Here is a 12,292-nt window from a genome sequence, read left to right on the forward strand (position 1 = left end):
GAGGGAGATTATGTTTGGACACTTATATCGGTATCGCTTGAACGTTTTAGTTCGTAATAATTCCTTACTATTTTGGACATTGATCTTCCCGATTTTATTAGGGTTGATGTTTTCTGTAGCATTTAGCGAGATTGATCAAGCGGGAACGATCGAAACGATTCCCGTTGGGATTATCAAAGAAGAACAAAATCAGAAAACAAATGAGGGACAACTGACTCAGCAAGTCGCATTTATGAATGTTTTGAAGCAAACAAAGTCTGGTGGAGAACCATTGTTTTCACTACAAGAAGTCTCTCCTCAAGAGGCTGAAAAACGATTAGATGCAGGGGATCTTGCTGGATATTATTCCTTTGAACAGTCATCGATCCAATTGGCTATTGCACGTACCGGTCTTTCTCAAACCATTCTAAAAAACATGATGGACCGATTTTTACAAAATACTGACCTGGCTAATAAGTTGGTGGCAATTGACTCTACTTTGACAGAAGACCAGCTCACATCTTTTCTAGTTGGAGAATCTTTTGTTCAGCAAGAAAATCAGACTAGAAACATGAGTATCAAAAGTTTTTATTTCTTTACCTTGGTGGGAATGGCTATTTTGTATGGATTCATGTGGGGGGTCAGAAACGCCCAAGACCAGCAAGCAAATCAGTCTTCCAAAGGGATTCGCCTTTCGATCATCCCTCGAAACCGATTGCTGGTTTTTTCAGCAAATATCCTTGCTGGATTCACGATATTTTTCTTAGAAGTTTTAGCGATTCTAAGTGTTTTTCATTTTATTTATCAAGTCGACTTCGGAAACCGCTGGCAGTGGTTATTCGTCCTATCCGCTTTGGGTGCATTGAATGCATTATTATTAGGGAATTTGGTTGGGAATTTGTTTCCTAATATGGGGCTGGCACAAAAAGAAGGATTGGGTGTGGCTGTTACAATGGCGATGAGTTTTTTTGCTGGTATGATGGGCTCCCAAGATATCAAATACTGGATCGATCTGCACATTCCGGTGCTAGGAAAACTGAATCTTGTCAACTTAATTAGTGAGAGTTTCTATCAGCTCTATTTTTATCGCTCACTAGAGGATTTCTATTTGAATCTTTTCTGGTTAGTAGCCTTTATGGTTATCTTAGCCTTTAGTAATCTAATGTTTGAAAGGAGGGTTCAATATGTCGCTGTATAAAGCCGTTTTGAAAATTTTAAAAGCGAACAAAACAAATTTGTTGATTGCAGTCATTGTAACTGTGATCATCACCTTCTTCTATGCGCAAAATACAGCAGCACCGGATGCAAAATTGGATCGGGGGACAATGACCATTGTTACAGAAGACAACTCCGCATTAAGTAAAGCACTGATTGACTATTTAAAAGAAGAACAAACGGTTGTGGAATTGTCTGATAAGAGCCAAAAATCGATTGATGATGCGCTGTATTTTGGAAAAATCGACTATGTTTTATTTTTGCCTAAAGATTTTACTACGAATATTGAAGCAGGTGTACCGTCAGCAATCGATGCACAATCTCGTCCCGATGCTTTTGCTAAAACATTGATTGAAGGGCAAGTAGATACCTTTTTGTCGACTTATACGGCTTTTTATCATGTAACTGGCAATAGGGAAGAGGCATTGAAAAATACGCAATCTACTTTGGCCGCAAATGGCGAAGTAACGATTAGTCGTGGATACAGTGAACGGATGAACCAGCAATTCGGCAGCTTAGTATTCAATGCACTTGCTTACGGTTTGTTTCTTTCTATTTTTAGTGGCTATGGAGTGGTCAATCTAGTGTTCAATCGGAAAGAAATCCGGAATCGCAATCAAGTATCTCCTTTATCAACACGGCGGTTGAACCGAGCCGTTTCTATTGGTATGTTGGGGTATTCACTGCTTCTGACTAGTTGTTTTACAGCGGGATTACTCCTATTTACTCGTAGCACGTGGTCCGTCATGACCGGCTATCTAGTGATTAATCTTTTGTGTTTTTTCTTGCCGATTGTCACATTTTCAACGTGTGTTACGTCATTTGTCAAAAATAGTGAGGCGTTGAATGGAATTTCGAATGTGTATATTATGGGAAGCTGTTTTTTAGGGGGAGTTTTTGTTTCATCAGATTTTTTACCAGACTTTATTAGTAAGATCGCTTCTTTTACACCGACTTATTGGTTTGTACAAAACAATCAATTGATTGGGAACACCCTCTCAGTGAATGCGGATTTCATTACGAAATTCTGGTTGAACTGCTTGATATTGGTCTTATTTGCCTGTGCCTTTTTGATAATACAGTTCGTTTTGAAAAAAGACAGCCGCTGGTTTAATCAAAAAAGGGTTGCATGAGTCATAAAAAAATGATGCCGCTGACTCAACAGCTGCATCGTTTTTTCTTCTCTCACTATTTCTAACTCCATATCAATTGTTTGGTAGTGGTTATGGTGATATCAAATGGCCGCTTACCCATTTCTTCGCCGTCTTCTTGACCATGCTGTGGTACTGTGGAGACGATTCGGAGCTTATTCGTAGATAAATGATGGAAGTAGCGAGATCTCATTTGTTTCTTGCGGGTTAGTAAGGCTAAAAGCCAAAAAATTTTGAACAAAGCGACTCGCTCAACGAGAACGAAATCGATCTTATCTTCGTTGAGGTTTGCTGTAGGTGCGATCGCCACACCGCCACCGAAGTAGGGGTGATTTGTCGTTGTGCACAAGAAAGCCTTTGTAAAATTCAATTGTTTTCCATTGGTTTCTACCAGGATGGGAAATCCTTTTTGCCGGAACAAGACATTCACTACTGCAGACAAGTAGGCAAATGAACCTAAATTGAACTTGTTTAAGTTTGATTTCGCAGCAGAATGATTTGCTGCGTAAACGATCGATGCATCTAATCCAATACCGATATTGTTGATTGCGAACCCAGTTTCATCTTGGATTTGATCATGATACTTGATGATCGTAACCGATTGAGGAGTAGCGGTCCCAGCGATTTTCCAAAATACTTGCTCTGGTTCCTTAGGTAAACGCATTCCTCTGGCAAAGTCATTCCCTGATCCTGCCGGAATGTAGCCTAGTGGAATATTTTTTTCTGATTCTTGAAGGGAGGAAACTACTTGATGTAAGGTGCCATCGCCACCGATCACCACCAGTAAGGGGTAAAGCATTTCTGAATTTTCTCGATAGATGTCATCCCATGGCAACAATACTTGTGCCAGTAAAGAAGTAGTAAGTTCCTGTTCTTGCCCGGCATATTCTGTATAGTAGAACTGATGGGGAAAACGCCGCTTCTTGACGATTGCTTCAATTTTTTTGGCTACTTTTAGGCCACGTCCACTGCCTGCTTCAGGGTTAACAACAAAATGATAATAATATTTCATACAATAAATGCTCCATCTAATCTAAAATCAATGCTGTTTATTATAGCACGATTGCTGACAAGTTTGGCTAGTGATGCTTAACTATTTTTTGACAAAAAAATAGATTCGACGAAAGGTACGTAACAACAAGCTACTATTTTCGCTGTTGTTTTTGTGATCTAAGGTTCTTATGTCCACTATGATCACATCCGTATTGCTCACATTCGCCGAATCCTATTCAATTAGTAAGGAGTAACTCAAATTCCCACATCCTTTGTCTGTTTTTCTAAGTTGACAACAATTCTTTTCTTGCAGATCCTTCATCGTCTGCTTTACTGGGAATCCTTGCTCCTTACACTTATAGTATAGCACGAAAACGGATAGAAGCAACCGCTTACATGGTCTTTGTCACTATCTTTAGATAAATTTAAAGATATCAAAAGATAGCACTTTTGAACTTATTAGCCATTAAGTCGATGAACAATGAAGGTGTACGATTCCCCTCATAAGCAAACAGGTACTTAGAGGAAAATGAACAATTGAACGATTCGCAGACATCAAGTTTACATGAAGTTGGTTTGACGAATAAAGAGACGGATGTCCGTCTCTTTGAGTTCTTTATCCAAGTTTATTCAATATAGCTGATGGAACATCATTAGGCGAGACTTCTTCCCATCCCATTACTCCTTTATGATTATTTACATGTAATACAAGGTATGCATTCTCTTTTAGCGGCTTGTCTCCATAGGAATTAAAAGACACATCTTTTTCATTATTGTCTGATGTATAGCTAGCTAAGTTGTACTTGTATCTAAAGTGTTCTCTCCCGCTACCTCTACCAATCGAAACGCGTTCCCCTTTCGAAGTTATCTTAGTGTAGTAATCTGTCGTTCCATAAGATTGCTCATACCAGAACCAGCCTCCACCCATCAGAAGAAGGGTTACTACAGTAAAAGATAATAGTTTTTTCATATAAAATCATTCCTTTCGAGGAATAGATTACATCTATGAATAATGAAATAAATCAATCTAAAGGCTGAGAATAAGCAAACAAAATTGTAAGGAGGACAATGAGAATTAGTAGGAGAGGAAGAACAGAATGAATTGCGAGCAAATAAATACTCAATGCTCGTCTTTGGCCTGTTTTGCTGGAAGATTCCTATTCAAAGCAGAACCACCGTTTTAATGGTTATGTATTTAAAATATTCTAGTCATTTCCGGTATCTTTTTTAGCCTCGCTGATAGATAGATCGTTCCTCTTTCTTTTTTTGTTGGTTTTAACACTTTGCTATTTGACAAGTGGGTTGCTTTAGAAGGAGATTGTACGACCTTGTTACTGAAGAACAGCTTGGGGGAAAATAGGTTTTTAGACTTTCATCCACAAAACATCCACATGAATTCTCCAATTTAATTGGACAATGGAAATCAATAAGAACCAAATCAATAATGTAAGCTTGATAAATCAGTAATCTTCTGTATAATAATTATTTGTGCGTAACGCATCGCGGTTCATCAACCATCCCGCGTAATCAAAACTCGGAGAAAGAAGGGATCAAATGGATAAATCATCCACTTTATCAAACCAGCGGTTGCGAGTTGTCGTCGCGAACGGTTTGATCATGGCACTGTATGTTGCAGTGACAGTCTTAGTCGCCCCAGTGGCTTCTGGTGCCATTCAATTTCGTGTCTCAGAAGGGCTGAATCATCTGGTAGTCTTTAACAGAAAACTGATGTGGGGTGTTTTTGGCGGAGTTGTATTGTACAATTTATTTTTTGGTATGGGAATTTTGGACGTCGTCTTTGGTGGAGGCCAAACCTTGCTTGCATTGTCAGCAACGGCGCTATTGCAAAAGAAAGTTCCGAATGTCTTTGTCCGTTTAGCGCTTAATACGATTTTCTTCTCGTTGAGCATGTTCTTGATTGCAATCATGCTGCATCTGACTCTCGCATTACCATTTTGGGCGACCTTTGGTACAACAGCGCTAAGTGAGTTGATTATCATGACAATCACAGCGCCTATAATGTATATCGTGAATACAGGTGTTCGCTTCGATAAGCGATTTTAATCAATCATTTGTTTTTTGCTTTGATGGTTCCCAAAAAACAAATAAAAAAAGATCATCTCTACCGTAGGTTTTGGTAGAGATGATCTTTTTTGTTATTCTGCATTCAAATCTTCAATTTCAACAACTTTGAAGTTTTTTGCCTCTAACTGATAAATGATCTTATCGCACAGCTCTTTTGACGTATTCGCTGGTAAAGTAATCAATGTCCGACGAATAAATTCATCCTTGCCGATGTCCAATGTGATACAGCTGGCAATACTGCTGTATTTCGCGATGATTTTTGAAATGATCGCTAAATCGCCTTGTGTGCCAGTTGATGCGATAGTCAGCACGTAGCTTCCTTGTTCGACATTCCAAGATTGAGACAGCATATTCAATAATGAACTGTGGGTCAAAATCCCATAGAACTCATTGTTTTCATCTAATACGGCAATGTATGGCAACTCTTTGATCGTGAAAAAGACTTTAAAAAATGAAGAATTGACATAAATAAATTTTGTCGCGTTTTTAAGCAGGTGTGTCACTGGTAATGTCATATCTCCACCATTCGATTTGTGACGATAGATGTGCATTTTATAGATGTTTCCCCGGAAGATTTTGCCGGATTCATCTAAGATCGGTACACAGCGATAGCCAGAATCTTCTAAAATTTCCAAGGCTTCTTCTAAAGTAGCTGTTTCTTTGATCGTAGTTAAGTCGCGTTTTTTGTAAACCATTGTTTTTAGTAACATAACAATTCCCTCCCAAATACCCAATTCACATCTCTATAATACCATAAAATCAGCGGAAACTATATTTTTGCGTGTCAAAATCTAAAATTGACACTTTCACTGAAAAATGGTATTTTTAACTTTGGAAAACTTTGTATAAAGGGGGAGGACATCAGAAATGGCAACAAAAAAAGCAGCTTTGGCTTGTTCTGTCTGCGGATCCCGCAACTATTCGAAATCAGTCAGTGAAGGAAAAAAAGGCGATCGCCTTGAAATTAACAAATTTTGCAAATACTGCAATCAATACACGCTACATCGTGAAACGAAGTAAGGAGGAATCTTGATGAACTTTATGAAAAATGTTTTTGCTGAAATGAAAAATGTTTCTTGGCCATCAAGAAAGCAATTACGCAGAGATACTTTTGTTGTGATCCAAACGACAATTATTTTTGCAGTGATGTTTTTTGTGATGGATACGCTGATTCAAACTGTTTTTGATTTGATTTTGAAATAAATGCTGCTGGTTTATCAGCAACTAGTCAAGTAAAACAAATCGTGGTATAATTGATTCGAGGAAAAACTTCGGTGCAACTGAGGTTTTTTTATTTTACAAAAAGATAGGGAGACCGAATACAATGGAATCTTTTGAAAAAAATTGGTATGTCTTGCATACTTACTCCGGCTATGAAAACAAGGTGAAAGCGAACTTGGAATCACGGGCGCAAAGCATGGGGATGGGCGATTACATCTTTCGTGTTGTCGTACCAGAAGAAGTCGAAACGGAAGAAAAGAATGGGAAAAAGAAAGAGATCGTTCACAAAACTTTTCCAGGTTATGTCCTCGTCGAAATGGTCATGACGGATCAATCATGGTATGTTGTTCGTAATACACCAGGAGTGACTGGTTTTGTCGGCTCTCATGGAGCAGGAAGCAAACCAGCTCCGCTTTTACAAGAAGAAATCAACTCTATCTTACGTTCAATCGGTATGAGCACTCGAACAGTTGAATTGGAAGTGGAGATTGGTGAAACAGTTAAAATCATCGAAGGTGCATTCTCTGGATTAGAAGGACAAGTCGCTGAGATCGACGAAGAAAAACAAAAACTAAAAGTCAATATTGATATGTTTGGTCGAGAAACAAGTACAGAATTGGATTTTGAACAAGTAGATAAAATCTAAGTATAAAACTGTAGTGTTTTTTGTCAAAATAAGGTAAAATAAAATTGAAAATTGGTGATAGCGGACCGTTATTGGCCCGCTGTTTTTATCTCACGAAAAGAAAGCGTTTTATAAAAAGGGGGTCCTATGAAGAAAATTCTCGCATCGATTTGTCAACGCCATTTTTTTGACCAACATTTGGAAAAAAGAGGTGTGATTTCCGTACATAATGGTTATAGTTTGTTGTTTGCTTTTAATTTGTTTTTGCTGCTTTCTGCCGTGATCTTTATGGAACCTCAAAAAGTGTTTCGTGAAATGCTTACAATCATGTTCTCGGAAAGCCATTTAGTAACGGATTACGTTGCGCTGACTTCTGTAGGTGGCGCACTGTTCAATGCGTCGATCATGACTTTTGTTGCGATCGCGGTCTGTTACCATTACCGAGTTCCGGTTACTGGAGGAATGATATCAGCCGTCTTTATGGTTACGGGGTATGGTTTGTTTGGCAAAAATCTGTTCAATTTTATTCCAATCTTCTTAGGTGTTCGTCTCTATTCCTATTTAATGAATCAACCCCTCAAAAAATATCTTCTCATTGCTTTGTACGGTTCCTCCGTTTCACCCATCGTTAGTTTTTTTGCATTCAATGACTCACTTCCCGCTTATTTCGGTAGCTTCATCGGTTATTTGATCGGTGTTTTGACTGGATTGATCATGGTTCCTTTAGCACTGCATTTTCAAGCATTATTTAAAAAAGTCAGTATCTATAGTGCCGGCTTTACTTCTGGCATGTTGTGTACGATGGTCGCAGGAATTTGCCGAATGTTTGGTTTTGATATCGAATTGCGAGCAATCGTTTCTAAAGGCTCCAATCTTCCACTGGTTATTATGATGGTGTCGCTGTCTTTATTAATGATTGGCTATGGGTTAGCAATGGCTGTTAAACGCAAGCGGTTGAACATGCGGGCAATATGGTCTCATAGCGGCAAAATCGAATACGATATTTTACGTGAAAGTGGCGTTTATAATACGATGATTAATATGGGGTTAATGGGATTGCTGTTAATGAGTTATGTGAGTATGCTAGGTGTCAACCTCAATGGTCCCATTGCAGGTGCGATGTTTTGTGTCATTGGTTTTTCTGCTTGTGGTGCCCATGTCTTTAACGCGCTGCCCTTATTTGCCGGTGTGCTATTAGCAAATACAATGAATATCTACGCAATGACTGAAACAGTAACCGTTACAGCGGCTATTTTTGCAATGATGCTCTGTGCGGTGACTAATGCTTACGGGTGGAAAGGGGGGATGATCGTGGGATTCATTCATACGTCGATGGTTTTGAATATCGATGTGCTTCATGGTGGATTGAATCTGTACAATAATGGCTTTTCCGGAGGGCTCGTTGCGATGATGATCATTCCATTGCTCGATTTTTTTTCACAAATCGCGGACACCTCGATTTTTAAACGGAAGAAACAGTCCGGAGGCAAAGAAAAGGTAACCTACCAAGCAACGAGTAAAGAATGAAGTGTTCTTGAATAAAGAGTAAACATTAGCTATTGCTTGTTTCTTGTTTCAAAAGGGATTATACTAGACCCGATTTGGAGGGACTGTAAATGAAAAAATGGCTATTTCTATGTCTGGTTGTTTTGCTTAGCGGCTGTCAAGCAGCAACTCACTCAAATGTTTCAGCACAAAAAAGTACACAGAAGCCAACGGAGACAACGACTGCTTCGGCAGAAACATCAACCACCGAACCCGTTCAGAAAACGACCACGCCAACACTCTTTATTCATGGTTATCAAGGAGGTCCCGCATCATTTGGAGGGATGATACAGCGTTTTGCCCAAAAAGATTGGGTGAGCAATGAAATGGTTCTAACAATTTCACCAGATGGGACAGTTTCAACGGAAGGAGTGCTTTCTAAAAAAGCTGTAAATCCAACCATTCAGGTCTTGTTCGCTGACAATCAAAATAATGAATGGAATCAAGCAGAATGGATCCGACAAGCGTTGCTTTATCTGAAAAAGGAAGGAATAGAGCAAGTAAATTTAGTCGGACATTCCATGGGGGGAGTTAGTGGTTTTCGCTATCTCACAACATTTGGAGAGCTGAGTGCAGCTGGGGCTGAAGCACTGGATCCCGCATTGCCAAAAGTAGCTAAATTTATAGCGATCGGGGCGCCTTTCAATGAATTTATTGATACGAGTTCACGGCAGACTATCACTGATTTAGTGACAAACGGACCAACGGAGGCTTCTCCACGCTACCAGGAATTTCAAGGACTATTGAAGCAAGGGGGGCATCGACTCCCGATTGAGCTGATTGCTGGGCAATTATCTGATGAAGAGCTATCGGACGGCACTGTGCCGACCACAAGTGCCTTGGCGATCAACCACTTATTGGCAGCGAATGGCTATTCTGTGACTGAAAAAATCATTAAAGGATCACAGGCACAGCATAGTCAGCTGCATGAAAATCAAGAAGTAGATGAAGACATTGCTGCTTTTTTATGGGAGAAATAACTGATAGTCGTCAAAAGGCTGTAAGAATAACTTTGATATAAGTTCTATCTGTTTTTTTTAGTAGTAGCAAATAGACAAAAATATCCGAATGATCGGAGATCGCTTATTCTTCTCGTGCATAGGTAACGAGGACCTGCAGAGCCGCGGGAGCTATCTAATGATCATTCGGATATGTTATTTATTGAGACTCTTACATCTTTTAGTGTTCAGCGGCATCTAAAATTTGCGCTTGTAGACGTTGTGCTGTAGGCGTTGTGGCCAACCCGCCCTCGGCTGTTTCTTTAAAAATACTTGGCATTTGCCGTCCTACTTGGTACATCGCGTGGACGACTTCATCCGGAGGAATCACACTTTCGATTCCTGCTAAAGCCATATCAGCAGAAATAAATGCTTGTGAGGAACCGAGAGCATTTCGCTTCACGCAAGGAACTTCGACTAACCCAGCGACAGGATCACAAATCAATCCCATCATATTCTTTAGTGTAATGGCTACTGCTTGAGCAGCTTGATGTCCGCTCCCACCCTTAGCACAGACGAGGGCTGCTGCTGCCATGGCACTGGCAGAACCAACCTCTGCTTGACAACCGCCTTCTGCTCCGGATATCGAAGCATTGTTCGCAATGACTAGTCCGAAGGCTCCGGCAGTAAAGAGGAAATCGATTTGTTGAGAACGAGACAGCTGCAAACGATCGCGAACAGCCATCAGCACACCAGAGACAACACCGGCACTCCCAGCTGTAGGAGTGGCACAAATCAATCCCATTTTGGCATTGACTTCATTGACAGCAATGGCATTTTGAACGGCTTGCAAGATCGTCTCACCACTTAGAAAATCACCAGCCTGTATATAATCATTCATTCGTGTGGCATCGCCACCGGTTAATCCCGTCACAGAGGTCACTCCAGCAACGCCCTCGGCAACGGATTGTTCCATGACCGTCAGGTTTTTGTCCATTAGTGCAATGACTTGCTCGCGAGTGCGCCCTGAGTTTTCGCATTCGACCGCAATCATCATCTCTGCAATCGATGCATAATTTTTGCTTTGAAGAACAAGATCTTCAATCGTATAAAACATGACGAATCCTCCTTTAATCGAAATAAGCCGCACTATAAACGTGGGGCAGTGCTTTGATTTGTTGTGCCAATTGATCATTTCGTTCATCCACTTCAATGATCATAATGGCTTTTTCTCCTTTGGACTCTCGGGTAACAGTCATCGTACCAATATTGATTTGTGCCTCAGAAAGTAGATTCGTGACACGTGCGACCATTCCGGGAACATCTTGATGAACGATGACATAGGTAGGGGTACCTAAAGTCAATGAGATTTTAAAACCATTCAATTCAGAAATTTGTATATTCCCACCGCCGATTGAAATGCCGGTAACGGACATTTTGCGGTCACCTTTTTTTAAAATCATTTTGACCATATTCGGATGTTCGGCTTTTTCGTTTTTCGGAACAAAGAGTACTTCTAGACCTTGCTCATAGGCTAACTTTAATGAGTCAGCAAGGCGCTGATCATCGGGCTCCATTCCTAACAAACCGCCGACAAGTGCAATATCTGTTCCGTGGCCGCGATAAGTTTTCGCGAAGGACTCATACAAAAGGATATCGACACTGTCAGGCTGTTCGCCAAAGATGTGGCGCACGATTTTGCCAATTCGAGCAGCACCTGCGGTATGGGAACTGCTGGGTCCAACCATAATTGGTCCAATAATATCAAAGACACTTCGGTATTTTAAAGGTTCCATTCTATTCACCTCATTTAATTGATGGGAGAAATCCAGATGTAGTTTAGCATAAAATATGGAGAAATAGAGCAATGAGTGGAACTGTATGGGATTTTTTTAATCTTTTTTTTGTTTTACCGATTTTCTCCATAAAAAGCAAAAAAATTCGCCAAGAGTTCTTGCAAATTTCTTTTGAGATGCTATAATATCTCAGTGTGCATTATTCACACGTTTTTTGTGTGCGCACATGATTCACTAAAGTGGGAGGAGAAATATGGATCTCCAATTAACCACATCACGGACTCAAGGAGGTATGTCTCGTGGCAAAAAAAGTAGAAAAAATCGTTAAATTGCAAATTCCTGCAGGTAAAGCAACACCAGCTCCGCCAGTAGGTCCTGCACTAGGTCAAGCGGGTATCAATATCATGGGATTCACAAAAGAATTCAATGCACGTACAGCTGATCAAGCAGGCTTGATCATTCCAGTAGTGATCTCTGTATACGAAGACCGTTCATTCACATTCGTTACAAAAACACCACCAGCAGCAGTATTGTTGAAAAAAGCAGCAAACGTTGAAAAAGGTTCAGGCGAACCAAACAAAAACAAAGTTGCAAAAGTTTCACGCGATCAAGTAAAAGAAATCGCTGAATTGAAAATGGAAGACCTAAACGCAGCTGACGTTGAAGCAGCTATGCGCATGGTTGAAGGAACTGCACGAAGCATGGGGATCACTGTAGAATAATTTTTACAGACCCTAAGGAAGT

The 12,292-nt window shown here is 40.1% G+C and carries 14 protein-coding genes; 9 read left to right on the forward strand and 5 right to left on the reverse strand.

Annotation, left to right across the window (positions count from 1 at the left end; all coding sequences use genetic code 11):
* Positions 1-10 precede the first annotated feature (10 nt).
* Together HED61_RS08845 and HED61_RS08850 are read left to right on the forward strand one after the other, a co-directional pair.
* Positions 11-1,177: an ABC transporter permease gene (locus HED61_RS08845; RefSeq protein WP_219645259.1), complete on the forward strand. Its 1,167-nt coding sequence runs from the start codon at positions 11-13 to the stop codon at positions 1,175-1,177.
* On the forward strand, positions 1,164-2,327 hold the full coding sequence (locus HED61_RS08850) for an ABC transporter permease (RefSeq protein ID WP_005472361.1): 1,164 nt from the start codon (positions 1,164-1,166) through the stop codon (positions 2,325-2,327). The genes HED61_RS08845 and HED61_RS08850 overlap by 14 nt, the downstream gene beginning before the upstream one ends.
* A 61-nt stretch (positions 2,328-2,388) precedes the next feature.
* Here HED61_RS08850 and HED61_RS08855 read toward each other — a convergent pair whose 3' ends face one another.
* Together HED61_RS08855 and HED61_RS08860 are read right to left on the reverse strand one after the other, a co-directional pair.
* Positions 2,389-3,357 carry a diacylglycerol/lipid kinase family protein gene (locus HED61_RS08855; RefSeq protein ID WP_003127064.1) on the reverse strand — a complete coding sequence of 323 codons (969 nt, stop codon included), beginning with the start codon at positions 3,355-3,357 and terminating at the stop codon, positions 2,389-2,391.
* A gap of 597 nt (positions 3,358-3,954) precedes the next feature.
* Positions 3,955-4,308, reverse strand: coding sequence for a YxeA family protein (locus HED61_RS08860; protein WP_103299946.1), 354 nt, complete (start codon positions 4,306-4,308; stop codon positions 3,955-3,957).
* A 584-nt stretch (positions 4,309-4,892) separates the two neighbouring features.
* Here HED61_RS08860 and HED61_RS08865 point away from each other — a divergent pair.
* Positions 4,893-5,402, forward strand: coding sequence for a QueT transporter family protein (locus tag HED61_RS08865; protein WP_103300006.1), 510 nt, complete (start codon positions 4,893-4,895; stop codon positions 5,400-5,402).
* A 92-nt stretch (positions 5,403-5,494) separates the two neighbouring features.
* On the opposite strand, the gene cbpA is transcribed toward HED61_RS08865, so the two are convergent.
* A complete protein-coding gene (cbpA, locus tag HED61_RS08870) occupies positions 5,495-6,133 on the reverse strand; it encodes a cyclic di-AMP binding protein CbpA (protein WP_003127068.1) in 639 nt (212 codons plus the stop codon).
* A gap of 157 nt (positions 6,134-6,290) precedes the next feature.
* Between cbpA and rpmG the strand changes: the two genes are divergently transcribed.
* The 5 genes from rpmG (at position 6,291) to HED61_RS08895 (ending at position 9,794) form a co-directional block, all read left to right on the forward strand.
* Entirely contained in the window at positions 6,291-6,443 is a 153-nt protein-coding gene (gene rpmG / locus HED61_RS08875; protein ID WP_005472365.1) for a 50S ribosomal protein L33, read from the forward strand.
* 12 nt (positions 6,444-6,455) lie between these two features.
* A complete protein-coding gene (gene secE, locus HED61_RS08880; RefSeq protein WP_003127070.1) occupies positions 6,456-6,626 on the forward strand; it encodes a preprotein translocase subunit SecE in 171 nt (56 codons plus the stop codon).
* Between the two features lie 121 nt (positions 6,627-6,747).
* Complete coding sequence (nusG, locus tag HED61_RS08885) at positions 6,748-7,290, forward strand: transcription termination/antitermination protein NusG (RefSeq protein ID WP_003127071.1); 543 nt, start codon at positions 6,748-6,750, stop codon at positions 7,288-7,290.
* Positions 7,291-7,416: 126 nt separating this feature from the next.
* Positions 7,417-8,796 (forward strand): DUF1576 domain-containing protein, encoded by a 1,380-nt coding sequence (locus HED61_RS08890; protein WP_086269247.1) that lies wholly within the window; start codon positions 7,417-7,419, stop codon positions 8,794-8,796.
* 89 nt (positions 8,797-8,885) lie between these two features.
* Positions 8,886-9,794 (forward strand): alpha/beta hydrolase, encoded by a 909-nt coding sequence (locus HED61_RS08895; protein ID WP_005472371.1) that lies wholly within the window; start codon positions 8,886-8,888, stop codon positions 9,792-9,794.
* Positions 9,795-9,993: 199 nt separating this feature from the next.
* Here the strand turns inward: HED61_RS08895 and sdaAA are convergent, their stop codons facing one another.
* Positions 9,994-10,869 (reverse strand): L-serine ammonia-lyase, iron-sulfur-dependent, subunit alpha, encoded by an 876-nt coding sequence (gene sdaAA, locus HED61_RS08900; protein ID WP_003127075.1) that lies wholly within the window; start codon positions 10,867-10,869, stop codon positions 9,994-9,996.
* A gap of 13 nt (positions 10,870-10,882) precedes the next feature.
* Positions 10,883-11,548: an L-serine ammonia-lyase, iron-sulfur-dependent subunit beta gene (gene sdaAB, locus HED61_RS08905; protein ID WP_003127076.1), complete on the reverse strand. Its 666-nt coding sequence runs from the start codon at positions 11,546-11,548 to the stop codon at positions 10,883-10,885.
* 299 nt (positions 11,549-11,847) lie between these two features.
* Here sdaAB and rplK point away from each other — a divergent pair, with 299 nt between their 5' ends.
* A complete protein-coding gene (rplK, locus tag HED61_RS08910; protein ID WP_003127077.1) occupies positions 11,848-12,270 on the forward strand; it encodes a 50S ribosomal protein L11 in 423 nt (140 codons plus the stop codon).
* Positions 12,271-12,292: the final 22 nt, after the last annotated feature.

The sequence above is a fragment of the Enterococcus gallinarum genome (assembly GCF_021496385.1).
Classification (GTDB): Bacteria; Bacillota; Bacilli; order Lactobacillales; family Enterococcaceae; genus Enterococcus_D; species Enterococcus_D gallinarum.

Excerpts from the sequence above, each read along its gene's own strand:
- HED61_RS08865 (WP_103300006.1), top strand. The coding sequence starts at position 4,893 with ATGGATAAATCATCCACTTTATCAAACCAGCGGTTGCGAGTTGTCGTC.
- nusG (WP_003127071.1), top strand. The coding sequence starts at position 6,748 with ATGGAATCTTTTGAAAAAAATTGGTATGTCTTGCATACTTACTCCGGC.
- HED61_RS08890 (WP_086269247.1), top strand. The coding sequence starts at position 7,417 with ATGAAGAAAATTCTCGCATCGATTTGTCAACGCCATTTTTTTGACCAA.
- rpmG (WP_005472365.1), top strand. The coding sequence starts at position 6,291 with ATGGCAACAAAAAAAGCAGCTTTGGCTTGTTCTGTCTGCGGATCCCGC.
- HED61_RS08895 (WP_005472371.1), top strand. The coding sequence starts at position 8,886 with ATGAAAAAATGGCTATTTCTATGTCTGGTTGTTTTGCTTAGCGGCTGT.
- sdaAB (WP_003127076.1), bottom strand. The coding sequence starts at position 11,548 with ATGGAACCTTTAAAATACCGAAGTGTCTTTGATATTATTGGACCAATT.
- cbpA (WP_003127068.1), bottom strand. The coding sequence starts at position 6,133 with ATGTTACTAAAAACAATGGTTTACAAAAAACGCGACTTAACTACGATC.
- HED61_RS08855 (WP_003127064.1), bottom strand. The coding sequence starts at position 3,357 with ATGAAATATTATTATCATTTTGTTGTTAACCCTGAAGCAGGCAGTGGA.
- HED61_RS08850 (WP_005472361.1), top strand. The coding sequence starts at position 1,164 with ATGTCGCTGTATAAAGCCGTTTTGAAAATTTTAAAAGCGAACAAAACA.
- sdaAA (WP_003127075.1), bottom strand. The coding sequence starts at position 10,869 with ATGTTTTATACGATTGAAGATCTTGTTCTTCAAAGCAAAAATTATGCA.
- HED61_RS08845 (WP_219645259.1), top strand. The coding sequence starts at position 11 with ATGTTTGGACACTTATATCGGTATCGCTTGAACGTTTTAGTTCGTAAT.
- HED61_RS08860 (WP_103299946.1), bottom strand. The coding sequence starts at position 4,308 with ATGAAAAAACTATTATCTTTTACTGTAGTAACCCTTCTTCTGATGGGT.
- secE (WP_003127070.1), top strand. The coding sequence starts at position 6,456 with ATGAACTTTATGAAAAATGTTTTTGCTGAAATGAAAAATGTTTCTTGG.